The sequence below is a fragment of the Candidatus Polarisedimenticolaceae bacterium genome (genome assembly GCA_036275915.1).
GTDB lineage: Bacteria > Acidobacteriota > Polarisedimenticolia > Polarisedimenticolales > DASRJG01 > DASRJG01.
The window spans coordinates 337,077-362,265 of the sequence record DASUCV010000018.1 but is presented as its reverse complement, the minus strand read 5'-3'; the positions used below and the strand labels follow the sequence as shown (position 1 = coordinate 362,265).

Below are 25,189 nucleotides of genomic sequence, written 5' to 3'. Positions count from 1 at the left end.
ATGCGACGTCTCGTGCTCCTCGCGCTCCTGGCGGCCCCGCCCGCGCTCGCCTCGTCGGCGCACCTCGAGATCGCGGCGAAGACCGCGAAGCTGGGTGACGCGATCCCGGTCCGCCTCACGGTCGACCCCGGAAGCGACGGCACCGTCGACGTCTCCGCGCTTCCGACCGAGTGGGGGCCCGCCCAGGTTCTCTCCGGTGCGTGGCAGCCGGCGGCGCCCGGGAGCGCGGTCCGGACGTGGGCGGGGTCGATCGCGATCTACCAGCTCGGGAAGGCGACGATCCCCGAGGTCCGCGTCGCCGTGGGGAGCGCGGGTGCCGTCGCCGTGACCGAGCCGGTCGACGTCACCATCGAGGGCACGGTGGCCCCGGCCGACCCCAAGGCGAAGGAGCTCGCCGACCTCAAGCCCCCCGCCAGCATTCCCGCCGACTGGGGCCCGCTGAAGGCCGCGCTCGCGGCGCTGGCGCTCCTCCTCGTGGGCGCGGGGATCGCGTGGTGGCTCTGGCGGCGGTACGCCGCGAAGCTTGCGGCGGTCCCCGCCGCCGTCGATCCGTTCCGCAAGCTGCCGCCGCACGTGTGGGTCTACGAGGAGCTCGAGCGCCTGCTCGCACGGCGCCTCGCGGAGGAAGGGCAGATCGGACTCTTCTATGACGAGCTGACGCGCATCGTGAAGCTCTACCTCGAGGGCCGCTACCGGATCGAGCTGATGGAGCGGACGACGTCCGAGGTCCTGCCGGCCCTCAAGCTCGCAGGGGCTCCGATGGAAGCCTCGACGCTCGCGCGCGCACTCCTCGACTCGTCCGACCGGGTCAAGTTCGCCCGCGAGCCCGCGGGGGCGGCCGAGTGCCGCGCCGCCGTCGAGGAGGCCTACCGTCTCGTCGATCTCACGAAGCCGGCCGCCCTACCCGAGCCCGCGCCGGCAGGACCGGCGTCGTGACCCGCATCGCGATGCCGTGGGCGCTCGCCGCGCTGCCGCTCGCGGCGGTCGCGGTCTGGGTGCTCCTGCGCCGCCTCCGTCGCGGCGGGCCGCGGATCGCTTTCCCCGACGTCGAGGGGATCGCGCGGCTTCCCATCAGCCCGTGGGTGAGGCTCGAGCGCATCCTCCCGTGGCTGCGCGGGCTCGTCCTCGGGCTCCTCGTCTTCGCCCTCGCGCGGCCGCAATCGGGGGCGTCGGTGACGTCGGTTTCGTCGAAGGGGGTCGACATCCTCGTCGGGCTCGACATCTCCGGATCGATGCGCTGCGAGGACACGCCGCGGCGCAACCGCCTGGGCGTCGCCAAGGCGTGCATCGCGAAGTTCGTCGAGGGCCGGCCGAACGACCGGCTCGGGCTCGTCGCCTTCGCGAGCGTGGCGACGACCCGCTGCCCGCTCACTCTCGATCACGAGATGCTCCAGCGGTTCGTGGACGAGCTGGATTTCGCCCCGATCGGTGAGAGCCGCACGGCGCTCGGCATGGGGCTCGCGACGTCGATCAACCGGATGCGATCCTCGCAGGCGAAGAGCAAGGTGGTCGTGCTCGTCACCGACGGACGGAACAACACGGGCCAGGTCGGTCCCGAAGCGGCGGCGGCCGCGGCGCAGGCGCTCGGCGTGAAGGTCTACACGGTCGGCGTCGGCTCGGACGGCGAGGTCCAATGCCTCGTCGACGATCCGCGCGGCGGGCGTCACTACGAGGTCACGACCGCCGATCTCGACGAGGATCTCCTCCAGAAGATCGCGACGTCGACCGGGGGGCGGTACTTCCGCGCGACCGATGCGTCGGGCATGGAGATGGCGTTCCAGGAGATCGACCGGCTCGAGAGGACCGAGATCGAGAGCCGCGTGCGGATGCTCTACACGGAGAAGTTCGGTTTCTTGCTCCTCCCCGCCGCGGGCCTGCTCGCGCTCGAATTGCTGCTCGCCGGCACGCGCCTCCGGAGGATCCCCTGATGCGCTTCGCGGAGCCGCAGCTGCTCTGGGCCCTCCTGGCCGTGCCGGCCATCGCCGGGCTCTTCGCGCTGGGTGCCGCGCTCCGGCGTCGCGCCCTCGCTGCGTTCGCGGGAGGCGCGGCTCAAGGGGAGCGCGCGGGCGCATCGGTGAGCGCCCACCGCAGGGCGGCGAAGGCGCTCTGTCTCCTCGCAGCGGCGACCGCCGGGATCCTCGCGGCCGCGCGGCCGCAGTGGGGGCAGGGGACCGAGACGATCTCCCGGAAGGGGATCGACGCCGTCATCGTCCTCGACACGTCGCTCAGCATGGCGGCGGCCGATGTCACCCCTTCGCGCCTCGCGCGCGCGGTTCACGAGGCTTCGACCCTCATCGACCGGACCGAAGGCGACCGCGTCGGCCTTGTCACCTTCGCGGGGGCGCCGGCGCTCGCCTGTCCGCTGACGGTCGATCACGAGGCGGTCCGCCTCTTCCTCGATGCAGTGGACGTCGAAGCGGTCTCGGTTCCCGGAACGGCGCTCGCCGACGCGATCCGCGAGGGGATCCGCGCGCTCGGCCCCCCGCCCGCCGAGGGGTCGGAGGCGAAGGGACGGGCCCTCGTCGTCGTGAGCGACGGCGAGGACCACGAAGGGGGGCTCGAAGGGATCGTCGACGGGCTGAAGCGAGCGGGCGTCGTCGTCTATGCGATCGGCACCGGAACGGAGCAGGGCGCCCCGATTCCGACCGGACCCTCGGGCGCGTATAAGAAGGATGCGGAGGGCAAGCTCGTGACGACGCGGCTCGACGAGAGACCGCTCCGGACGTTGGCGCTCGACAGCGGCGGGAAGTACTACCGGGCGACCGCCGCCGGCGGCGAGGTCGACGAGATCGCGTCGGCGCTCGCGGCGATGGACGCGACCGGCGCGGGCACCGTCCTCAAGACGCGTTGGGCCGAGCGGTTCCAGATCCCGCTGGCGTTCGCGCTCCTGGCGCTCTTCGCGGAAGTCTTGATCTCGGAGAGGAGGTCGTCATGATCCGACCGGTCACCCTCATCCTCCTCGCCGGCGTGTCGACGTTCCTCGGGGGCGAGGCGCATCGCCGCACCGAGCAGGGAAACAAGGCCTACACGCAGGGGAAGAACGACGCGGCGCTCGAGAGCTACCAGAAGGCGCAGTCGATCATCCCCGAGGCGCCCCAGCTCCGCTACGATCTCGGCAACGTCCTCTACCGGCAGGAGAACTGGGCCGGCGCCGCGGAAGCGTACGAGCGCGCGCTCGGCGCGGCAGGCCCCGAGCTCGCGCCGAAGGCGGCGTACAACCTCGGGAACGCGCTGTTCAAGGACGAGAAGTACGACGACGCGGTGAAGGCGTACATGCGCGCGCTCAAGGCGGCGCCCCAGGACGGCGACGCGAAGCACAATCTCGAGCTCGCGCTCCGGGCGCTTCAGGAGCAGAAACAGAAGCAGCAGCAACAGCAACAGCAGCAGAAGCAGGACCAGAAGAAAGATCAGGAGCAGAAGCCGCAGGGCGGTGGCGACGAGAAGCAGAAGCCCGACGACCAGAAGAAGGGCAGTAGCGACGAGAAGAAGAAGGGCGACAAGCCGCAGCCTCAGCCGAAGCCCGGCGAGATGAGCAAGGACGAGGCGAACAAGCTCCTCGACCGCCTGAACGACGAGGAGAAGCAGAACGTCAAGCGCCAGGCGGCGCAGGCGACGAAGCCGGGAGAGCGCAAGCCGGAGAAGGATTGGTGAGCCTCCGCGCGCTCGGCGCCCTGCTCCTCGTCACGCTCGCGCTGCCGGCTGCGCGCGCGGACGACGTCCGTGTGCGCGCCTCGGTCCTCCCGCGCGGCGCGATCTACGAGACGACCGAGGTGCGCCTCCAGATCGAGATCGACGGCTCCTCGATCCCCGAGGTCTCCGCGCCGAGCCTTCCGACGATGACGAACCTCGCCGTCGCCGGCGGTCCGCAGACCTCACGCAGCTCGTCGTACGTGTTCGAGAACGGGCGCATCAACGCGTCGAACTCGCTCATCCTGACCTACTTCCTGACGCCGAAGGGAACGGGGTCCGCGGTGATCCCCGCATTCGTCGTCAACGTCGGGGGGACGAGCTACCGCACCGAGCCGCTCCAGTTCCAGATCGCACCTGGCCGGAGCGGGCCGGCTCCGCCGGCCGGTCGCAGGCCGGGAGCGCCGTCCGGCGGGAGCGACGACGACGAGGGGGACGAGGGCGCCGATCTCTCCGACGTCTTCCTTCAGTCCAAGCTGTCGCAGACGTCGGTATGGGCGGGTCAGGCGGTCGTGCTCGAGATGACGCTCTACGCCGCGGCGCCCTTGGGCGGCTTCGGATGGACGGACATCCCGTCCATGACCGGCTTCTGGACCGAGGACATCCCCGTCGACGCACAGCGCGAGCACACGATCGTCACGATGAACAACCGCCGGTACGACGCCTTCCCGGTCGCGCGGAAGCTCCTCGTCCCGACGAGCAGCGGGACGCTCGCGGTCCCGGCGTACACGGGGCAGGTCCAGGTCCGCCGCGCGTCGCGCGACCCGTTCGGATCGTTCTTCTCGCTGGGGCGGTTCGCGAACCTCGTCCGGAAATCGAACGCTCTCAAGCTCGAGGTCAAGCCGCTCCCCGAGACGGGGCGGCCCGCGTCGTTCACGGGGGCGGTCGGCGCGTACCGCTTCACGACGACCGCCGACCGCAAGACCGTGAACGCCGGCGACGCGGTGGCGGTGCGTGCGACGGTCGAGGGAGCGGGGTCGCTCCAGGGCGTCGGCCCGCCGAAGCTCGAGGCGCCTCCCGACGTCAAGGTCTACGATCCGAAAGTCGTCGAGGACCAGGGCGCGGGACCCCAGCACCTCGGCGCGAAGAAGAGCTGGGAGTGGGTCGTCGTGCCGCTGGCGCCCGGGACGCTGCGCCTCCCGGCGCCCGTGTTCGCCTATTTCGACCCGGTTGCCGGCGCGTACAAGGAGCTGCACGGCGAGATTCCCGAGATCGCGGTCAATCGCGGCGCCGCGCAGCCCGACGTCGGGATCGCACGGTCCGAAGTGCAGGCCGCGGCGAAGGACATCGCGTTCCTGAAGGCTCTCCGGGGACCGCTCGAGACCGCGGCAGCGCCGGTCCAGCGCACCGGCTGGTTCGTCGTCGCGGCGTTGGCGCCCCTCCTCCTCGTGCCGATCGGGATCCTCGTCGGACGGCGCCGCGAGCGCTTCCTCCTGGACCACGGCTTCGCACGCGCGCGCCGCGCCGCCCGTGCCGCGGCCAAGCGCCTCGATCGCGCCGGCACGCGTGCGGGCGAGTCCTCGACGGCGTTCCACGAGGAGGTCGCGGGGGCGCTCGTCGACTACGTCGCGGACCGCGCGAACCGCTCGGCGGCGGGGCTCACCTACGACCAGCTCGAGGAGATCCTCGCCGCGCGCGGGGTCTCCGCCGATCTCAGGCGGCGCTACCGCGCCTGCCTCGAGTCGTGCGACTTCGCGCGGTACGTTCCCGACGCAGGCCGGCCGCAGGCGCGGACCGATCTCGTCGCCGAGGCGCGCTCGCTCGTCCGCGCGCTCGAGGAAATCGCATGATCGCGCGCCGGCTGCTCCTCGCCCTCGTCCTCGCCGTGTCGTCGGCGCGCGCGCAGAATCCCGAGGCCGCGTTCGAGCGTGCCTGCCAGGCCTATGCGCAGGGGAAATGGGACGAGGCCGCCGACGGATTCCGTGAGCTCTTGCGGTACGGCTTCAACGACCCGCGGCTCGAGTACAACCTCGCGAACGCCGAGTACAAGCGAGGCCGCCTCGGCGAGGCGATCCTGCACTACGAGCGGGCGCGGCGCTTGGCGCCGTCGGATCCGGACGTCCTCGGCAACCTCGCGCTGGCCCGCTCGCGTATCCGCGACGTCATCGAGGACCCGGACTCGGGCGGCGCGCTCACGGCCTGGCGTGCCTGGCAGGACCGGATCGGCCCGGGGGCGCAGGCGATCGCCGCCCTCGCGGGGCTCTGGGTCGTCGCGGGCATCGTGACCTGGTGCGCCTCGAGGCGCGGCGGCTTCACGCCGGCATGGGGGTGGGCGCTCTCGGCGGCGGTTCTCGCGACGATCGTGGTCGCGCTCTCGTGGCAGGCGACGTGGACGCGTCTTTCGGGAACGCGGCGAGCCGTCGTCCTCCACCCGACGGCCGAAGCGCTCGCGGGGCCGGGCCTCAACAACACCTCGCAGTTCACGCTCCACGAGGGGACGACCGTCGAGGTGCGCGGCGACAGGCCGGGGTGGCTTCAGGTCGCGCTGCCGAACGGCGCCACCGGGTGGATTCCCGACGATGCCGCCGAGCGCATCTGACGCCGGGCCCCTCGGGGTCTACGTCCACTTTCCGTTCTGCTCGGTCCGGTGCTCGTACTGCGACTTTCCCACCGTCGCCGGGCAGGACGAGCGGATCGCCGCGTACCTGGACGCGCTCGGCCGCGAGATCGCGGATGGCCAGCCGGACGCGGCAGGGGAGGTCGACACCATCTTCTTCGGCGGCGGCACCCCGTCGCGGATGTCGCCGGCCCAGGTGGCCGGGGTCTTGAGAGCGATCGAAGGACGGTTCACGCTCGTGGCCGATGCCGAGATCACGCTCGAGGGAAACCCGGAGTCGCTCACCGACGACGTGCTCGCGGGCTGCCGGGACGCCGGCGTCAACCGGATCAGCGTCGGCACGCAATCGCTGAACGATCGTGTGCTCGCGAAGGCCGGCCGGGCGCACGACGCCGCCGACGCGCGGGACGCCGTCACCCGGGCTCGTCGCACCGGCCTCGCCTCGGTGTCGGCCGACCTCATCGCGGGGCTTCCCGGCGAAGACCTCGGCCGCTGGGACGAGACCCTTCGCGCGGTCGCCGGGTGGGGGCCCGATCACGTCTCCGTCTATCTCCTCGAATCCGACAAGGACACGCCGCTCGGCCGCTCGGTGCGGGCCGGTCGCACGGTGCTCGCCGGCGACGATCTCATGGCCGAGGTCTACGAGACGACCGTCGACGTCCTCGAAGGCGCGGGGCTCGCGATCTACGAGATCTCGAACTTCGCGCGCCCAGGGCACCGCTCGCGCCACAACCTCAAGTACTGGACCGACCGCCCCTACGTGGGCTTCGGCCTCGGGGCGCACGGTTATCTCGGCGGCGTCCGGCGGAGCAACCGCGTCGATCTCGACGGCTACATCCGGGCCGTCGCCCTCGGCGAGGAGCCCGTCGCGTGGCGCGAGCCGTACGATGCGACGAGGCGCCTCGAGGAGGCGATCTTTCTCGGCCTCCGGACGACGGACGGGATCGACGCGGGGGTCCTCGGGGCACGCTACGGAGCGGATCTCCGGACGCGATACGCCGCCGCCTGGGAGCGCGGAGAAGCGGCGGGCCTCCTCGTCTGGGAGGGGGAGCGCGTGCGGCTGACGCGCGCCGGCCGCGTGCGGTCGAACGAGCTCTTCTCGGAGATCGTGAGCGGCTCGCTATAATCTTCGCCGCTTCCCAGGAGGTCCCCGTGGATTTCGCGCTCACCGAAGATCAGGAGTTCCTGCGCCGCTCCGTGCGCGAGTTCGCGGAGTCCGAGATCGGCCCGCACGTCATGGCGTTCGACGAGGCGCAGGAGTTCCCCCGCGCGATCGTGAAGAAGGCGGCCGAGCAGGGGTATTACGGCGTGCTCTTCCCCGAGAGTCTCGGAGGCGCCGGCCTCGGCTACGTCGAGTACGTGATCGTCGTCGAGGAGCTCAGCCGGGTCGACGGCTCGATCGGCATCTCCGCTGCGGCGCACAATTCGCTCTGCACGAACCACGTGTTCGCCTGCGGCAACGACGCGCAGCGCCAGCGGTACATCCCGAAGCTCGCGAGCGGCGAATGGATCGGCGCCTGGAGCCTGACCGAGCCGACGGCGGGAAGCGACGCCGGCGGGACGAAGACGACGGCCAAGCGCGCCCCGGGCGGGGGATGGATCCTGAACGGCTCGAAGACGTTCACGACGCACGGCTCGGTCGCCGACCTCACTGTCGTCTTCGCGGTCACCGACGCGTCGGCAGGGAAGCGCGGGATCTCCGCCTTCGCGATCGAGAAGGGGACGCCGGGATTCAAGCCCGGGAAGAAAGAGAACAAGATGGGCCTGCGCGCCTCGGACACCGCGGAGGTCCTCATGGAAGACTGCCGCGTCCCCGACGAGGCGATGATCGGCGTGCCCGGCGAGGGGTTCGTCGACGCGATGAAGATCCTGGACGGCGGGCGCATCTCGATCGCCGCGCTGGCGCTCGGCATGGCGCGCGGCGCGTACGACGCCGCGATCAAGTACTCGAAGGAGCGGCATCAGTTCGGCCAGCCGATCTCGGAGTTCCAGGCGATCCAGCACATGCTCGCCGAGATGGCGACCCGCCTCGACGCGGCGTCGCTCCTCGTCTACCGCGCCGCGTGGCTCAAGGATCAAGGGAAGAAGACGACGCTCGAATCGTCGATGGCGAAGCTCTACGCGTCGGAGATCGGCGTCTACATCGCGGACCGCGCGCTCCAGATCTTCGGCGGCTACGGCTACGTCAAGGACTTTCCCGCGGAGAAGTATTACCGCGACATGAAGCTGTGCACGATCGGCGAGGGGACGAGCGAGATCCAGCGCCTCGTCATCGCCCGCGAGCTCCTGAAGGCGATCTAGTGGAGATCGTCGCGCGCATCCTGGGCGGCGACGTGCGCGCGCTGGCGCGCGCGATCAGCGACGTCGAGGACGGCGCCGCCGGCTCGGCGGACATCCTCCGCGAGCTGTTCCCGCACACGGGAGCCGCGACGGTCGTCGGGATCACCGGCTCGCCGGGCGCGGGGAAGTCGAGCCTCGTCGACCGGCTCGTCGCCGCGTACCGGTCCGAGGGGAAGAGAGTCGGCGTCGTCGCCGTCGATCCGTCGAGCGCCTACTCGGGCGGGGCGATCCTCGGCGACCGGGTCCGCATGCAGGGGCACGCGACCGACCCCGGCGTCTTCATCCGCTCGATGGCGAGCCGCGGCCACATGGGCGGCCTCTCCCGCGCGGCGAGCGACGCGGTCGATCTCCTCGATGCCGCCGGCTACGACCCGGTCATCGTCGAGACCGTCGGCGTCGGTCAGGACGAGATCGAGGTGGCGCGCGCGGCGGACCTGGTCGCGGTGGTCCTCGTTCCCGGCATGGGTGACGACATCCAGGCGATCAAAGCAGGCATCCTCGAGATCGCCGACGTCTTCGTGATCAACAAGGCGGACCGCGCGGGAGCCGACCGTGTCGCCGCCGATCTCGAGGCGATGATGGCGCTGGCGCCGCACCCGTCGGCGCCGAAGCCTCCGATCTTCAGGACGATCGCGCTGTCGGGGGAAGGCATCCCGGAGCTCGCGACCGGCCTCATGGGGCTCGTCGCGTCCGACCCCGAGGCTCACCGCGCAGCCCGGCGGCGCGAGCGCGCGGAGATGCGCTTCCTCGGGGTCCTCACCGACCGGTTCCTGGCCGGCGTGCGCGCGGAGGGACGCCGGTTCGACGAGATCGTCGGCGAGATCGCCGAGCGCCGTCTCGATCCCTACACCGCGGCGGAGCGGCTGCTCCGCGAGGGGAAGCCGTCATGAGCTTGACGATCGACCACGTCGGGATCGCGGTGAAGAACCTCGAGGAGCGCCTCCGTTTCTGGCGCGACGCCCTCGGTATGCGCGAGGCGGGCCGGGAGGACGTTCCGACGGAGGGCGTCGTCGTCGCGTTCCTCCCCGCGGGAGAGTCGCGCGTCGAGCTGCTCGAGGCGAGCCGGCCCGATTCGCCGATCGCGAAGTTCGTCGAGAAGCGCGGCGAGGGGATCCACCACGTCACCTTCCAGGTCGAGGCGATCCAGCCGGTCCTCGACCGCCTCCGCGCGGCGGGGGTTCCGCTCCTCGACGACGCGCCGCGTCCCGGCGCCTCCGGGACCAAGGTTGCCTTCCTCCACCCGCGCGCCGCGGGCGGCGTCCTCGTCGAGCTCGTCGAGAAGCCGGAGAGCGCGCGGGCGCGCGGCGTGACGCCGGGGGAGCCGGTGCTGCTCTACCTGCGCGATCCGCACGAGAAGCTCTGGGGAATCCTCCGCGAGCGCGACGCGTCCGGAATCACGATCGAAGGGTTCGACCTCGCGTCGTTCGATTCCTGGACCTCGCAGATCGAGCGCAACGAGGAGGGGATCGTTCCCTCGGTCCTTTTCGTCCCGATGGCGCGCGTCGAGCGTGTCCTCCTCGACCGCGGAACGCCCGCGCTGCCGTCGCTCTCCGACGGTTTCGCCCGCCGCACCGGCAGGAGCGTGCTCGAGGTCCTGGGGCGTTGACGCGCTAGACGGTCGCGATCGCGACGCGGTCTCGCCCCGCGCGCTTCGCCCGGTGGAGCGCGGCGTCGGCGCGGTAAAGGAGCGTACGGGCCGTCGCCCCGTGCTCGGGATGGGCCGCGACACCGAACGACGCCGTGGCCTGGAGCGTCGCGTCTCCGTGGACGACCTGGAGACGAGCGATCGCGCCGCGCATGCGCTCCGCGAGCCGGTCGGCGCCCAGGATGCCTGTCGCCGGAAGGAGGACGCAGAAAGCGTCGGCGCGGTGACGGACCACGAGGTCGCTCGCGCGGAGCTCACGGCGGAGGGCGTCCGCAGCCGCGGCGAGGAACCGGTCGGCGGCGTCGGAACCGTACCGCTCCGTGACGACACGGAAGCCGTCGAGATCGGCCATGATGACGGCCACACGCTGGCCGTGGCGCTCCGCGCGCGCGAGCTCCTCGGTCAGCCGTGAGGCGACGACGTCACCGAGCGCGAGTCCCGTCAACGGATCGTGGGTCGCCTCGTGCCGGACACGGAGCGCGAGGGCCGCGAGCGCTACCGGAGCGGACAGGGCGGTCAGAGCGGTGAGATCGCGGTCCTCGTGAGCACCGCCCGCCCGGAGCTTCACCGTCAGCGTCCCGACGATCGCGTCGCCGGAGACCAGGGGGACGGTGAGCGCCCCGTCGCGCGATGACGGCCGCCGGTCGCGCGGGACCGGCGCGCGGAGGAGGCGCGCCTCCCGCTCGGCCGCGGCGCGGGCGTGGACCGTCATCTCCGGTCCGTCGCCCAGGACGAGACCGAGCGCGACCTCGTCGGCGGCGAGGAGCTTGCGGCACTCGCGATCGACCGCGGCGAACGCCTGGCCGGCGCTCCGCGCCGAGGCGAGATCGAGGCCGAGGGCCTGGAGGACGGCGAGCTCCGACGCGCGTGACGCGGCTTCCTCGGCCGCGGCGGCAGCGGCCCGGCGCGACCTCAGAACGAGGGCCGACGCGAGGACGGCGGCGAGGAGGATCGCCCCCCCGGCGAGGGCTGCGGCGAGAGGCGGCACGCCATGAAGTTAAGGACGAGGGCGCCGGCGTGCCATGGGCGCGGCTTGACGGTGCTGCTTCCGGCCGGGATAATGAGCGCTTTTCGGCCTGCCACTTCCGGAGACAGGATGAGCCGGGCACTCAGCGTCTCGATCGCCGCCGCATTGTGCTTCGCCGTCGCCCCGCTCGCCGCGCAGGAGGCTCCTCCTTCCGCGGAAAGCCCCCAGGCCGCGCCGTTGCCGCCGTCGAAGTTCGTCGTGCCCTTCTATCTCCGAGGGGTCGACCTCAACCTCCCGGCGCAGTCCGCGTTCAAGGACTGGCCCCCGAAGGATCTCGAGGAGCGCCTCTACTGGCTCCCCTGGACCGGGCTCACGTTCCAGCGTGCCTCCCTCTTCAACCAGCCGGTCTTCCTCTTCGTCTCCGTGCCCTGGAACCGGTTCGGCCAGCGGATCATGAAGGAGGCGCTCGCCGATCCGGTCGCGCTGCGAGTCCTGAATCACGACTACATCTCGGTCGCGGTGCGCGCCGACCGCCACCCGGACATCTTTGCGCGCTACGGCACGGGGAACTGGCCCGCGATCTCGCTCCTCCTCCCCGACGGAGCGCCGATGCTGAGCCAGGCCAACCCCAAGGGGTTGGCGCTCCCGATCAGCATCGGCTTCGTCGACTCGAAGACTCTCCTCTTCAACCTCAACGAGGGGCGCAAGTACTTCGAGAAGTGGCAGAACGTGCTGAGCGGCGTGTCGCAGATCTACGAGCACCGTGTCGATCTCGAGGACGTCAAGCCCGGACCGGTCGACCCGAAGGCCAACGAAGATCTGGTCCGGTGGATCCTGGGGAACGCCGACCAGAAGAACGGCGGCTTCGGCATCGCGCCGAAGTACGCGATCGAATGCCTCGCCGAGTGGGCCGCGGTGCGGTCGGACCGCGCGCAGCCGGCGCTCCTCGCGATCGGGAAGAACACGCTCGGCAAGATGATCGCGAGCCCGCTCTACGACGGGATCGACGGCGGGTTCCATCGCATGGCGGCGGCACCGGATTGGGGCTCGATCCAGTACGAGAAGATGCTCTCGGCGAACACCGACCTCATGCGCGAGATGACCTTCGCGCTCCGGACCGCCGAGGCGCCCGGCCTGCGCGAGGCGCTCGCCGGCACCGCGCGGTTCGTGACCACGGTGCTCGCGCGCCCGGGCGGCGGGTTCTACCACGCGCAGTCCGCGGATCCAACGTCGCTCGACGGCGGCGCCTACTGGACGACCTCCCCGCGCGACCCCGCGCACGCCCCGCAGGTCGACAAGCTCGTCCTCGCGGGGCCCAACGCGCTCGCGGGCGCGGCGCTCCTCCGCACGGGAGCGATCCTCGGCGATCCGGCTCTCGAGCGCGCGGGACGCGGCGCTCTCGACCTGGTCCTCACGCGCTCGGTCAAGCCGGGACGCGGCGCCGACCACGTCGTCGAGCCCGACCCGGACGCCGGCCGGTTCCTCGTCACCCAGGCCGACGTCGCCTTCGGCTTCGAGGACGCGTACGAGGCCACCGGCGACGCGCGCTATCTCGATGCGGCCAAGGGGATCGTCGCCTTCGTCCGCAACAACATGAAGACCGGAACCGAGACGAGCTACCGGGACCACGTTCCGACCGGCGGCGCCGAGTTCGGCCTCATGGACATGCCGTTCCGGCCGATGGCCGACAACACGCGGATCGCACGCGTTCTCGTGCGGCTCGAGGCCCTGGGCGAGATCCAGGACGGCCGCGACACGGCGCGCGCGATCCTCGGCAACTATGCCGGGGACCTCGCGTCCCACGGTGCCCGCGCCATCGAGTCGGGCCTGGCGATCGACGAGCTCCTGAACGATCCGCTCGTCATCACGATCGAAGGGGCCGACGGCGATCCCGCCGCAGCCGCGCTCCGTCGCTCGGCGCTCGACGTGCCGCACGGCTGGGTCGTCATCCGCACGCGGAAGGGCGGTCCGGCGGGCGCCGAGCTGTCGTGGCGCGGAGCCACGCGCCGCGTCGACGATCCCGCGGCCCTCCCGAACGAGGTGAAGGCGCTCGCATCGAGCGTCGTCGGCGCTCCGTGACGGAGCCGTCCGAGATCGGCCTCATCGGAGGCAGCGGGCTCTACGCGCTCGCCGGCCTGGGCGACCCCAGCGAGATCCGAGTCGACACCCCCTTCGGCGAGCCGTCCGACACGATCGTGACCGGGCGGATCGACGGGCGGCCGGTCGCCTTCCTCGCACGGCACGGACGCAACCACCGCCTTCTCCCCGGCGAGATCAACTATCGCGCGAACCTCTACGCACTCAAGAGCCTCGGCGTCACGAGGATCCTGTCCGCGTCGGCGGTCGGCTCGATGCGCGAGACGATCCACCCGCGGGACGTCGTCGTTCCCGATCAGTTCATCGACCGCACGCGCGGGCGCAAGGCGACGTTCTTCGGCGAGGGGGTCGCCGCGCACGTCGGGTTCGCCGATCCCGTCTGCCCGGAGACGCGCATGACACTCCTCGCCGCGGCGCGGTCGTCAGGGGCGACGGCGCACGACGGCGGGACCTACCTCTGCATGGAGGGCCCGGCGTTCTCCACGAGGGCCGAGTCGCGCCTGTATCGGTCGTGGGGCGTCGACGTCATCGGCATGACGAACCTGACCGAGGCGAAGCTCGCCCGCGAGGCCGAGATCTGCTACGCGACCCTCGCCCTCGTCACCGACTACGACTGCTGGCACGAGACCGAGGACGACGTCTCGGTCGGGACGATCCTCGAGATCCTGAAGGACAACGCCGCGCTCGCCGGCCGGGTACTCCACGAGACGGTGCGGACGCTGCCGCGCGCGCGCGCCGCCTGCACGTGCGGCGAAGCGCTCCGCCACGCGCTCATCACGCCCGCTGCGGCGATTCCGCCGGACGCGCGGGCGCGCCTCGGCGTCCTGCTCGACGCCTACGTTCCGCGCTAGGAGATCCCCTTGTCGATCCTCGTCGTCGGTTCCGTCGCATTCGATACGGTCGAGACCCCGTTCGGCCGGGGCGTCGAGGTCCTCGGCGGCTCGGCGACGCACTTCTCGGTCTCGGCCTCGTTCTGGTCACCCGTGAGGCTCGTCGCCGTCGTCGGCGAGGACTTCACCGACGACCATCGCGCGCCGCTCCACGAGCGAAAGGTCGACCTCGCGGGTCTCGCGACCGCGAAAGGACGCACGTTTCGATGGACCGGCAGCTACGGCGACGATCTCAACGTCGCCAAGACCCTCGACACGCAGCTCAACGTCTTCGCGGATTTCCGTCCGGTGATCCCCGAGGCGTGGCGGGACACGCCGGTCCTCTTCCTCGCGAACATCGATCCCGATCTGCAGTGGGACGTGCTCGACCAGGCGCGCGGCGCGCGCCTCGTCGCCGCCGACACGATGAACTACTGGATCGACTCGAAGCCCGACGCGGTGAAGAAGCTGCTCGCGCGGGTCGACGTCCTGCTCATCAACGACGGGGAGGCGCGCCTCCTGACCGGCGAGAAGAACCTCGTGCGCGCCGCCGCGATCGTCCACGGGTGGGGACCGCGGACGGTCGTCGTCAAGCGCGGGGAGCACGGCGTCGTCGTCTTCGATCGCGACCTCACCTTCGCGCTCCCGGGTTTTCCCCTCCCGGCCGTGCTCGATCCGACCGGAGCGGGGGACGCGTTCGCGGGCGGGTTCCTGGGCTACCTCGCGTCGAAGGGCGCGACGCCGCCGCTCGACCTCCGTCGCGCCGCGGTCGTCGGCTCGGTGATGGCCTCGTACCAGGTCGAGGATTTCTCGCTCGAACGGCTCCGGCGCTTGACGGACGCCGAGATCAAAGGCCGGTATCGACGGTTCGAGGAGCTGACCCGCTTCCCCGCGCTCGATTAGACCCCGCTGCTATACTTCTCGCTCTTTTCCGGGCCGGCGAGGGCGAGGCGGGAGATGCGCAAGCTCGAAGGATCGCTCGACGCCAAGGGTCTCAAGACGGCCCTCGTCGTCGCGCGGTTCAACGACGTCGTCACCTCACGGCTCGTCGAAGGGGCGCTCGACGCGCTCGTCCGTCACGGGGCCACGCCCGGAGACCAGACGATCGTCATGGTGCCGGGGTCCTGGGAGCTGCCTCAGGCCGCGGCGCGCATGGCGGCCCAGAAAGACGTCGACGCGGTGATCGCGCTCGGCTGCCTTCTCCGGGGCGAGACGTCGCACTACGACCTCATCGCCGCCGAGGCGGCGAAGGGCCTCTCGGCGGTCGCGGCCGCCGCGGGCAAACCGGTCGCGTTCGGCGTCCTCACGTGCGACACCCTGGATCAGGCGATGGCGCGGGCGGGTTCGAAGGCCGGAAACAAGGGATGGGACGCGGCCCTCGCCGCCATCGAGATGGCCAGCCTCTACCGTCGGCTGGCCTGAGCAACGGGGGCACGGGTGGGTCAGAGACGGCGCGCTCGAGAGTGCGCGCTCCAGATGCTCTTTCAGCTCGACGTGGCGGGCGGCACTCCGGCCGAGGTCTACCCGCACTTCTGGCGTGAGCACGACGCGGAGGCCGACGTGAAGGCGTTCGCGGAAGAACTGGTGGCCGGCGTCATCGGCGATCGCGAGCGCCTCGATGCGATCATCGCCTCGACCGCGGCGCACTGGCGCATCGAGAGGATGGCGGTCGTCGACCGGAACATCCTGCGGATGGCGGTCTTCGAGCTGGCGCGGTTTCCCGAGACCCCTCCGGTCGTCGTGCTCGACGAGGCGATCGAGGTCGGAAAGAAGTACGGAAGCGAGCAATCGGGCGCGTTCGTCAACGGCATCCTCGACGCGATCCGCAAGCGGATCGAGCGGGGGGATCTGCCGGTCGAGCGATCCTAGGAGCCGGCGTGAGCGAGTACGACGCGAAACGGATCGAAGCGAAGTGGCAGGCCCGGTGGTCCGAGGCCGGGGTGTTCCGTGTGGCCGCCCCGGATGCGGGACGGCCCCGCTTCTACGATCTCGAGATGCTGCCGTACCCCTCCGGACGCATCCACATGGGGCACGTCCGGAACTATTCGATCGGCGACGCGATCGCACGCTTCCGGCGCATGCGCGGCGAGCAGGTGCTCCACGTCATCGGCTGGGACGCGTTCGGCCTGCCGGCGGAGAACGCCGCGATCCAGAACGGCGCCGAGCCGCGGGCGTGGACGCTCGCGAACATCGAGACGATGCGCGGGCAGCTCGAGCGGCTCGGCGTCGGCTACGACTGGGGGCGGGAGATCGCGACCTGCCTCCCCGAGTACTACCGCTGGAACCAATGGCTGTTCCTCCGCATGCTCGAGCGCGGCGTCGCGTTCCGCGCGCGCCGGCTTCTCAACTGGTGCGCGTCCTGCGCGACCGTCCTCGCCAACGAGCAGGTCGTCGCCGGCCGCTGCTGGCGCTGCGACAATCCGGTGACCCGGCGCGAGTTCGAGCAGTGGTTCCTCCGGATCACGCAGTACGCACAGGAGCTTCTCGACGGCATCGACACCCTGGACGGCTGGCCCGACCGCGTCCGCGCGATGCAGAGGAACTGGATCGGCCGCAGCGACGGCGCGCGCGTCCGGTTCGCGCTCGAGGGAGGGAGCGAGCCGATCGAGGTCTTCACGACGCGGATCGACACGATCCACGGCGCGACCTACCTGGCGCTCGCGCTCGAGCACCCGGCCGCCCGGACGCTTGCGGAGGGGACCGGCCAAGCGGACGCGGTGCGGAGCTTCATCGCCGAGCAGGCGGGCCGCTCGCTCGTCGACCGCTTCGCGGACACGGCGGAGAAGCTCGGCGTCTTCACGGGTCGTTATGCGATCAACCCGTTCTCGGGCGAGCGGATCCCGATCTGGGTCGCGAACTTCGTCCTCATGGACGTCGGCACCGGCGCGATCATGAGCGTGCCGGCGCACGACGAACGCGACTTCGCGTTCGCCCAGGCCTACGGCCTTCCGGTGCGCGCGGTCGTGCAGCCGCGAGACGGCGGCGCGGCGGCGCTCCCCTTCACGGAAGACGGCATGGTCGACGGCGTCCCGAGCGCCGAAGCGCGCCGCCGCATGGTCGCGGAGGCGGAAGCCAAGGGCTTCGGCGAGGCGACCGTGACGTATCGCCTCAAGGACTGGGGCGTCTCGCGTCAGCGCTTCTGGGGGACGCCGATCCCGGTGATCCACTGTCCGAAGGACGGCGTCGTTCCCGTTCCCGACGAGGACCTCCCCGTCCTCCTGCCCGAGCGCGCGCCGCTCACCGGCGCCGGCGGCTCGCCGCTGGCGCTCGTCCCCGAGTTCGTCGACACGACGTGCCCGCGATGTCACGGCCCCGCCGCGCGCGAGACCGACACGATGGACACGTTCGTCGACTCGTCCTGGTACTACTTCCGGTACTGCGATCCGGACAACGAGCGTCTTCCGTTCGACTGGGACAAGGCGGCGCCCTGGTTTCCCGTCGACCTCTACATCGGCGGCATCGAGCACGCGACGATGCACCTCATCTACACGCGCTTCTGGACCAAGGTCATGCGCGACCTCGGGCTCGTGAAGATCGACGAGCCGGTGACGTCGTTGTTCACGCAGGGGATGGTCATCAAGGACGGCGCGAAGATGTCGAAGTCGAAGGGAAACGTCGTCGACCCCGACCAGATGATCGCGCGCTTCGGCGCGGACACGACGCGCCTCTTCTCGCTCTTCGCGGCACCCCCGGAGCGCGATCTCGAATGGTCGGACGCGGGGATCGAAGGCTGCGCCCGCTTCCTCGGGCGCCTGTGGAGGACGTTCGAGAAGGCCCGCCGCGGTCTTCCGCCGGTGCACGCGCCGAAGCCGGCGGGGACGGCGGCCTCGGACCTCCGCCGGAAGACGCATCAGACGATCCGCCGCATCACGGACGACCTCGGCCCGCGGATGCACCTGAACACGCCGGTCGCCGCGATCATGGAGCTCCTGAACGCGTTGACGCCGCTCGTCACCGACGAGCCGGCGGACGGCGCCGCCGCGTGGGCGCTCAGGGAAGCGTTCGAGACGATCGCCAAGGTGCTCGCCCCGTTCGCCCCGCACGTCGCCGAGGAGCTCTGGGAGGCGCTCGGACATCCTCCGTTCGTCGCGGTCGCCCCGTGGCCGGTCGCGGACCCTGCGCTCCTCGTCTCGGACGAAGCGCTCGTCGTCGTTCAGGTCAACGGCAAGGTGCGCGGCAAGATCACGCTGCCGGCCGGAAGCGCGGAGCGCGACGTGCTCGACGCGGCGCGCGCCGATGAACGGATCGCGGCGCACCTCGACGGCAAGACGATCAGGAAGACCGTGTTCGTCCAGGACCGCCTGCTCAACGTGGTGGCGGGATGATCCGGAGGGCTGCCGCCACCGTGCTCCTCGTGGCGTCGGCGGGGTGCGGCTACCGCCTCTCCGGTACCGGATCGTTCCTCCCGCCCGAGATCAAGACGATCGTCGTCGCCCCGTTCGAGAACCGGAGCGCCCGGCCCGAGATCGAGGTGCGGACGACCGAGGCGGTGGCGCGCGAGCTCTCGCGCCGCGGCGGCGTCAAGGTCGTGAGCAATCGCGCCGACGCGAACGCGCTCCTCGAGGGGGTGATCACCGACTTCCGGACGACCCCCGTGCAGTTCAACGCGCAGGGGCGTGCGACGCGCCTCGAGACGGCGATCGTGCTGCGGTCGTCGCTCAGGAATCTGGCGACCGGCCAGCTCCTGTGGAGCCAGTCGAACCTCGTCTTCCGCGACCAGTACGACGTGCAGCAGACCGACGTGAACTACTTCGACCTCGAGACGCTCGCCCTCGACACGCTCGCCCAGGGGGCGGCGCAGACGCTCGTGGCCTCGATCACCGAGGGGTTCTGATGGCGTTCTCACGGGCGCACCCCGGCCCCTGGGGCGGTGCGGTCCTCCGCCGGCTCGAGACCGACCTCGCCTCCGGCTGGCGGCCCGGCCTCACGGTGCTCACGGGCGACGATCTCTATCACCTCGATCGCGCGCAGGCGGCGCTGCTCGCCAAGCTCGTGCCCGATCCGGCCGACGCCTTCGCGCTCTCGATCCTCGGCGACACGCCGGTCAGCGCCGGGGCGCTCGTCGGCGCCGCGCGCTCGTCGGGGATGTTCGCGTCGCGCCGTGTCGTCTTCCTCCGCGACGTCTCGGGCCTCGAGGGCGATCCGGAGCCGCTCGTCGCGTACGCCGCGAAGCCGCCCGAGGCGAGCTTCCTCCTCGTGCGCGCCCCGAAGCTCGACCGGAAGCGCAAGCTGCACAAGGCGCTCGCGGAGAGCGGCCGGCTCCTCGAGTTCCGGCGCGCCGCGGGCGACGTCGAGATGCGCGCGGTCGCCGACACGATCACAGCGATGGGTCGTGAGGCCGGGGTCGCGCTCGAGCCGGACGCGCTCGCGCTCGTGCTCGACGTCTGCGGCGCGGATCTCCACCGGGCGGCGGGCGAGATCGAGAAGATGGCGAGCTTCCTCGGCGGTGCGTCGACCGCGCTCGACGCGACGACCGCGCGGGCGCTCGTCGCGGGCTCGGGCCTCCTCGAGGATTGGGAGCTCGCCGATGCAGTGACCGCCCGACGCCCCGAAGACGCGGCCGCCGCCGCCCGCCGGCTGCTCGACGCGGGCGGCGAGCCGATCCGCGCACTCGGCGGTCTCGCCTCGCGCGCGCGGGCGCTCCTCCGGGCGAAAGCGCTCCGCGAGGGTGGGATGGCGCCGAAGGACGTCGTCGACGCCTCGCGCGCCTGGTACTTTCGAGACGCGCTCGCGGACGGTCTCACGCGGTACAGCCTGGCCGAGCTCAGGGCGATGCCGGCGAAGCTCTACCGGGCCGATCGCGCGCTCAAGAGCAGCGGGATCGACAAGGGGGCGGTGTTGGAAGCACTGGTGAGCGATCTCACGGGAGCGAAGAGCCGATGACCGGAACGCACGAGCTCGTCCTCATCCTCGATTTCGGGTCGCAGTACACGCAGCTCATCGCGCGGAGGGTCCGGGAGCAGGGCGTCTACTGCGAGGTCGTTCCGTTCCACGCGGGGCTCGAGGCGATCCGCTCCCGCGCGCCGAAGGGGATCATCCTCTCCGGGGGGCCCGACTCCGTTTACGACGCGCAGGCGCCGAAGGTCGAGCGCGCGCTCTTCGAGATGGGCGTTCCGGTCCTCGGGATCTGCTACGGCATGCAGCTCATGATGCAGGCGCTCGGCGGCGACGTGCAGCCGGCCGCGGGGCGCGAGTACGGACCCGCGACGATCGAGGTCCTCGTTCCGGACTCGCGCCTCATGCGAGGCCTGGCGCCGCGGCAGCGCGTCTGGGCGAGTCACGGCGACCACGTGCGTGCGGGCGCACCGGGCTTCCGGTGTGTCGCCGAGTCGGCGAACGCCCCCTGCGCGGTCGTCGAGGACGAGCCGCGGGCGCTCTTCGGCGTACAGTTCCACCCCGAGGTCGTGCACACCGAGCACGGCGGCGAGGTCCTCCGGAACTTCCTCTTCGATGTCTGCGGCCTCCGGGGCGATTGGTCGATCGCGTCGTTCGTCGACGAGGCCATCCAGGACGTGAAGAGGACCGTCGGCGGCGGGCGCGTCGTCTGCGCGCTCTCGGGCGGCGTCGACTCGTCGGTGATGGCGCTCCTCCTTCACCGCGCGCTCGGCGACAAGCTCACGTGCATCTTCGTCGACACGGGGATGCTCCGGAAGGGGGAGGCCGATCAGGTCGTCCGCGATTTCCGCGAGCGGTACCGCTTGAGCGTCCATCGCGCCGAGGAGGGATCCCGTTTTCTCGCCCGCCTCGACGGGGTCGAGGATCCCGAGCGAAAACGGAAGATCATCGGCGAGACGTTCATCGACGTGTTCGAGGAGCACGCGAAGGCGCTCGGCGACGCGGACTTTCTCGCGCAGGGCACGATCTACCCCGACCGCATCGAGTCGGCCTCGGTCAAGGGGCCCTCGGCGACGATCAAGACGCATCACAATGTGGGGGGCCTCCCCGAGCGGATGCGCCTCAAGCTCGTCGAGCCGCTGAAGGACCTGTTCAAGGACGAGGTCCGCCGCCTCGGGGAAGAGCTGGGGCTCGACCGGGCGTTCGTGCGCCGCCACCCGTTCCCGGGGCCCGGCCTCGCCGTGCGGATCATCGGTTCGGTCGACGCGGCCCGCGTCGCGATCCTCCAGGAGGCCGACGCGATCTTCATCGCCGAGCTCCGGGAAGCCGGGCTCTACGACGAGGTCAGCCAGGCGTTCGCGGTCCTGCTCCCGGTGAAGACGGTCGGCGTCATGGGCGACTACCGCACCTACGAGAACGTCCTCGCGCTCCGTTGCGTCACGACCCAAGATTTCATGACGGCGGATTGGTCGCGGCTGCCGCACGACCTGCTCGCGCGCACGGCGTCGCGGATCGTCAACGAGGTGCGCGGGGTCAACCGTGTCGTCTACGACGTCACGAGCAAGCCGCCGGCGACGATCGAGTGGGAGTGAGCGCGCCATGACCGAGAAGGCGCCCGCGTTCGTCCACCTCCACAACCACACGACCTACTCGCTCCTGGACGGTGCGCAGCGCCTGGACGAGATGCTCGCGCGGGCCGCGGCGGACGGCCAGGAGGCGCTCGCGATCACCGATCACGGAAACCTCTTCGGCGTCCTCGAGTTCGCGCGCGAGGCCGCGAAGCAGTCAATCCGTCCGATCGTCGGCGTCGAGGCGTACGTCGCCCCGGGCTCGCGTCACGACAAGGGGGCCGCCGCCGGCGCCGTACGGCAGAAGCCCTACCACCACCTCATCCTCCTGGCGGAGAGCTACACCGGCTACAAGAACCTGATCAAGCTGTCGACCGCCGGCTACCTGGAGGGGTTCTACTACCGGCCGCGCATCGACAAGGAGCTCCTGCGCGCGCACTCGGAGGGGCTCGTCTGTCTCTCGGCGTGCCTCGCGGGAGAGGTCCCGACGCTCCTCCGCAGCGACCGCTTCGACGAGGCGCGCGCGGTGGCGGGAGAGTTCCGCGATCTCTTCGGCGAGGGGCGGTACTGGCTGGAGCTGCAGGACCACGGGATCGAGGAGCAGGCGAAGGTCAACGACGGCGCCGTCCGCCTCGCGAAGGATCTCGGCGTCGGGCTCGTCGCGACGAACGACTGCCATTACCTCCTTCCCAGCGATCACTTCGCCCACGACGTCCTCGTCTGCATCCAGACCGGAAAGAACGTCCACGCGCACGACCGGATCCGGTACTCGCCGCAGCACTATCTCAAATCCCGCGCGGAGATGGGCGCGCTCTTCTCGTGGGTGCCGGAGGCGGTCGCCAACACGGGCGCTGTCGCCGAGCGCTGCCGCTTCGCGTTCGAGAAGCAGCCCCACCACCTGCCGAATTTCCCGGTGCCCGACGGCTACGACCTCGACGGCTACTTCGAGTCGGTCGCACGAGAGGGGTTCGCCGCGCGCCGCCCGCGCCTGCGCGCGGAGGCCGACGCCGGGCGCCTCCGGCATCCGATCGAGGAGTACGAGGAGCGCCTCGAGCGCGAGATCAAGATGATCCGCGCGATGGGGTTCGCCGGGTACTTCCTCATCGTGTGGGACTTCATCCGGTTCTCGCGCGAGCACGGCATCCCGGTCGGGCCCGGCCGCGGATCGGCCGCGGGCTCGCTCGTCGCCTACGCGATGCGGATCACAGACATCGATCCGATGCAGTTCGACCTGCTCTTCGAGCGCTTCTTGAACCCCGAGCGCGTGTCGCTCCCCGACATCGACATCGACTTCTGCTTCCGGAAGCGCGAGCGGGTCATCGAGTACGTCACGGAGAAGTACGGTCGTCCGAACGTGGCGCAGATCATCACGTTCGGCACGATGGCGGCGCGCGCCGTCATCCGCGACGCGGGGCGTGGCCTCGACATCCCCTACGCCGAGGTCGACAAGATCGCGAAGCTCGTCCCGCAGCAGCCGGGCCAGGAGATCACGATCGCGAAGGCGCTCGAGGAGGTGCCGGCGCTCAAGCAGGCCTACCAGTCGGACCCGCAGGTCAAGCAGCTCATCGACGTCGGGCAGCGCCTGGAGGGACTCGTGCGGCACGCCTCGACGCACGCCGCCGGCGTCGTCATCGCGCCGAAGCCGATCGTCGAGTTCGCGCCGCTCTACCGGGGCACCGACGATGCGATCACGACGCAGTTCGCGATGTCGGACATCGAGGAGATCGGCCTCCTCAAGATGGATTTCCTCGGCCTCAAGACGCTGACCCTCATCGAGGACGCGGTGACGTCGATCCGGGCGACGGGGGCGGCGGTCGACATGGACGCGCTCCCCTTGGACGACCCCGCGGTCTACGAGCTCTTCGGCAAGGCGCGCACGTCGGGGATCTTCCAGTTCGAGTCGGAGGGGATGAAGAACATCCTCCGGCGCCTGAAGCCCGACCGCTTCGAGGACCTCGTCGCGATCAACGCGCTCTACCGCCCCGGTCCGATCGGCGGCGGCCTCATCGACGACTTCATCAAGCGCCGCCACGGCAAGGTGAAGGTCGAGTATCCGCACCCGCTCCTCGAGGAGGTGCTGCGCGAGACCTACGGGGTCATCGTGTACCAGGAGCAGGTCATGCAGATCGCCTCGGCGATGGCCGGCTACTCGCTCGGCGAGGCGGACATCCTCCGGCGCGCGATGGGCAAGAAGAAGAAAGAGGTCATGGCCGCCGAGCGCGAGAAGTTCATCCACCGCTCGGGGAGTCACCGAAAGATCAAGGCAGGGGACGCGGGCAAGGTCTTCGACCTCATGGAGTACTTCGCGGGGTACGGGTTCAACAAGTCGCACTCCGCGGCGTACGCGCTCGTCGCCTATCGCACCGCCTGGCTCAAGGCGCACCACGCCGTCCACTTCCTCGCCGCGCTGCTCACGACGGAAAAGGGCAACACCGACAAGCTCGTCCACTACATCAACGAGTGCCGCGAGATGGGCGTCGCCGTGCTGCCGCCCGATGTCAACGGGTCGAGCCTCGATTTCACGGTCGACGGCGATCGCGTGCGGTTCGGGCTCTCCGCGATCAAGAACGTGGGGGAGGGCGCGATCCTCTCGATCCTCGAGGCCCGGGAGCGCTTGAGCCGTCCGTTCCGGTCGATCTTCGAGCTCGCCGCCGAGATCGACCTGCGTCTCGCGAACAAGCGCGTCCTCGAGGCGCTCGTTCAATCGGGCGCCGCCGACACGCTCGGCGGAAGGCGCAGCGCGAACTTCGCCGCCGTCGACTCGGCGCTCGAGTGGGGGGCGAAGCGCCGCACCGATCGCGAGTCGGGGCAGGGGAGCCTCTTCCTCGGAGGCGGCGGAGACGGCGCGAGCTCCGCGGACACCCCGGAGGCGCCGCTCCCCGACGTTCCCGATTGGGACGAGAGGACCCGGCTTGCGCACGAGAAGGCGACGCTCGGGTTCTACGTCAGCGGCCATCCGCTCGAGAGCTCGAAGGAGGTGCTCGCCGAGTTCGCGACGCACGCGACCGACGGCCTCCGCGAGCTGGCGTCGGGCACGGAGGTCGCGGTCGGCGGGATGATCGCCGACTTCAAGAAGCGCAAGTCGAAGAAGGGCGCGTGGTGGGGATCGTTCCAGCTCGAGGACCTCGGAGGACAGATCGAGGTGCTCGCGTTCCCGAAGACATTCGATACGTGTCAAGCGCTCCTCCAGAACGGGCGCGCGGTGCTCGTCACCGGCCGCGTGGAGTCGGACGACGGGCGCGTGCGCCTCACCGCCGACGAGGTCGGCGCGCTCGACGATCTGCGCGAGCGCAACGCCGACGGTGTGCAGGTGCGTCTCGACGCGGCCGAGATCGACGACGACCTCCTGGCCCGCCTTCGGGCGGCCGTGGCGCCTCATCGCGGGGAGGCGGCGCTCTACGTCGAGGTCGTGCGCCCGAGCGATTTCCGGATCGTCGTACGCGCCGAGCCCGGCTTGCGCGTCACACCGTCCCGCGCGCTCCTCGCCGATCTCGAGGGGGTCGTGGGCACGGGGCGCGTCCGCCTTCGCGCCAAGCCCCCGGCGCGCCGCCCGTCCCCGTCATAGCGCTTGGGGGCCCGGCCGGGGCCTGCTACGATGCCGGTTTCGTGCCGGGGAGGAGCCTG

21 protein-coding genes are annotated in these 25,189 nt (G+C 70.9%); 20 read left to right on the top strand and 1 reads right to left on the bottom strand.

The window, feature by feature from the left end:
* From VFV19_15205 to mce, 10 genes are read left to right on the top strand one after another with little or no spacing between them, the layout of a single operon-like run.
* Positions 1-936: a hypothetical protein gene (locus VFV19_15205; protein HEX4825648.1), complete on the top strand. Its 936-nt coding sequence runs from the start codon at positions 1-3 to the stop codon at positions 934-936.
* Positions 933-1,928 (top strand): VWA domain-containing protein, encoded by a 996-nt coding sequence (locus tag VFV19_15200; protein HEX4825647.1) that lies wholly within the window; start codon positions 933-935, stop codon positions 1,926-1,928. Before VFV19_15205 ends, VFV19_15200 begins: the two co-directional genes overlap by 4 nt.
* Positions 1,928-2,935 (top strand): VWA domain-containing protein, encoded by a 1,008-nt coding sequence (locus tag VFV19_15195; protein ID HEX4825646.1) that lies wholly within the window; start codon positions 1,928-1,930, stop codon positions 2,933-2,935. The genes VFV19_15200 and VFV19_15195 overlap by 1 nt, the downstream gene beginning before the upstream one ends.
* Positions 2,932-3,651, top strand: coding sequence for a tetratricopeptide repeat protein (locus tag VFV19_15190; GenBank protein ID HEX4825645.1), 720 nt, complete (start codon positions 2,932-2,934; stop codon positions 3,649-3,651). Before VFV19_15195 ends, VFV19_15190 begins: the two co-directional genes overlap by 4 nt.
* A complete protein-coding gene (locus VFV19_15185; GenBank protein HEX4825644.1) occupies positions 3,648-5,477 on the top strand; it encodes a BatD family protein in 1,830 nt (609 codons plus the stop codon). Before VFV19_15190 ends, VFV19_15185 begins: the two co-directional genes overlap by 4 nt.
* Entirely contained in the window at positions 5,474-6,226 is a 753-nt protein-coding gene (locus VFV19_15180) for a tetratricopeptide repeat protein (protein HEX4825643.1), read from the top strand. Before VFV19_15185 ends, VFV19_15180 begins: the two co-directional genes overlap by 4 nt.
* Positions 6,207-7,370, top strand: coding sequence for a radical SAM family heme chaperone HemW (gene hemW, locus VFV19_15175; protein HEX4825642.1), 1,164 nt, complete (start codon positions 6,207-6,209; stop codon positions 7,368-7,370). The genes VFV19_15180 and hemW overlap by 20 nt, the downstream gene beginning before the upstream one ends.
* Positions 7,371-7,396: 26 nt before the next feature.
* Positions 7,397-8,545, top strand: a complete 1,149-nt coding sequence (locus tag VFV19_15170; protein ID HEX4825641.1) for an acyl-CoA dehydrogenase family protein — start codon at positions 7,397-7,399, stop codon at positions 8,543-8,545.
* Entirely contained in the window at positions 8,545-9,474 is a 930-nt protein-coding gene (gene meaB, locus VFV19_15165) for a methylmalonyl Co-A mutase-associated GTPase MeaB (GenBank protein HEX4825640.1), read from the top strand. The genes VFV19_15170 and meaB overlap by 1 nt, the downstream gene beginning before the upstream one ends.
* The gene (gene mce / locus VFV19_15160) at positions 9,471-10,190 is read left to right on the top strand and encodes a methylmalonyl-CoA epimerase (protein ID HEX4825639.1); all 720 of its coding nucleotides are present in this window, start codon (positions 9,471-9,473) and stop codon (positions 10,188-10,190) included. The genes meaB and mce overlap by 4 nt, the downstream gene beginning before the upstream one ends.
* 4 nt (positions 10,191-10,194) lie before the next feature.
* Here the strand turns inward: mce and VFV19_15155 are convergent, their stop codons facing one another.
* Complete coding sequence (locus VFV19_15155; GenBank protein ID HEX4825638.1) at positions 10,195-11,217, bottom strand: GGDEF domain-containing protein; 1,023 nt, start codon at positions 11,215-11,217, stop codon at positions 10,195-10,197.
* 108 nt (positions 11,218-11,325) lie between these two features.
* On the opposite strand from VFV19_15155, the gene VFV19_15150 reads away from it, so the two are divergent.
* From VFV19_15150 to dnaE, 10 genes are read left to right on the top strand one after another with little or no spacing between them, the layout of a single operon-like run.
* A complete protein-coding gene (locus tag VFV19_15150; protein ID HEX4825637.1) occupies positions 11,326-13,275 on the top strand; it encodes a DUF255 domain-containing protein in 1,950 nt (649 codons plus the stop codon).
* Entirely contained in the window at positions 13,272-14,144 is an 873-nt protein-coding gene (mtnP, locus tag VFV19_15145) for an S-methyl-5'-thioadenosine phosphorylase (GenBank protein HEX4825636.1), read from the top strand. The genes VFV19_15150 and mtnP overlap by 4 nt, the downstream gene beginning before the upstream one ends.
* A gap of 9 nt (positions 14,145-14,153) precedes the next feature.
* Complete coding sequence (locus tag VFV19_15140; GenBank protein ID HEX4825635.1) at positions 14,154-15,065, top strand: PfkB family carbohydrate kinase; 912 nt, start codon at positions 14,154-14,156, stop codon at positions 15,063-15,065.
* 54 nt (positions 15,066-15,119) lie between these two features.
* Complete coding sequence (gene ribH / locus VFV19_15135; GenBank protein ID HEX4825634.1) at positions 15,120-15,584, top strand: 6,7-dimethyl-8-ribityllumazine synthase; 465 nt, start codon at positions 15,120-15,122, stop codon at positions 15,582-15,584.
* A 15-nt stretch (positions 15,585-15,599) separates the two neighbouring features.
* A complete protein-coding gene (gene nusB / locus VFV19_15130; protein HEX4825633.1) occupies positions 15,600-16,031 on the top strand; it encodes a transcription antitermination factor NusB in 432 nt (143 codons plus the stop codon).
* An 8-nt stretch (positions 16,032-16,039) separates the two neighbouring features.
* Positions 16,040-18,487 carry a leucine--tRNA ligase gene (leuS, locus tag VFV19_15125; GenBank protein HEX4825632.1) on the top strand — a complete coding sequence of 816 codons (2,448 nt, stop codon included), beginning with the start codon at positions 16,040-16,042 and terminating at the stop codon, positions 18,485-18,487.
* Positions 18,484-18,996, top strand: coding sequence for an LPS assembly lipoprotein LptE (gene lptE / locus VFV19_15120; protein ID HEX4825631.1), 513 nt, complete (start codon positions 18,484-18,486; stop codon positions 18,994-18,996). The genes leuS and lptE overlap by 4 nt, the downstream gene beginning before the upstream one ends.
* Positions 18,996-20,045: a DNA polymerase III subunit delta gene (gene holA, locus VFV19_15115; protein ID HEX4825630.1), complete on the top strand. Its 1,050-nt coding sequence runs from the start codon at positions 18,996-18,998 to the stop codon at positions 20,043-20,045. Before lptE ends, holA begins: the two co-directional genes overlap by 1 nt.
* Positions 20,042-21,589 carry a glutamine-hydrolyzing GMP synthase gene (guaA, locus tag VFV19_15110; protein ID HEX4825629.1) on the top strand — a complete coding sequence of 516 codons (1,548 nt, stop codon included), beginning with the start codon at positions 20,042-20,044 and terminating at the stop codon, positions 21,587-21,589. Before holA ends, guaA begins: the two co-directional genes overlap by 4 nt.
* Before the next feature lie 7 nt (positions 21,590-21,596).
* Positions 21,597-25,130, top strand: coding sequence for a DNA polymerase III subunit alpha (dnaE, locus tag VFV19_15105; GenBank protein ID HEX4825628.1), 3,534 nt, complete (start codon positions 21,597-21,599; stop codon positions 25,128-25,130).
* The last annotated feature ends 59 nt before the right edge of the window (positions 25,131-25,189 follow it).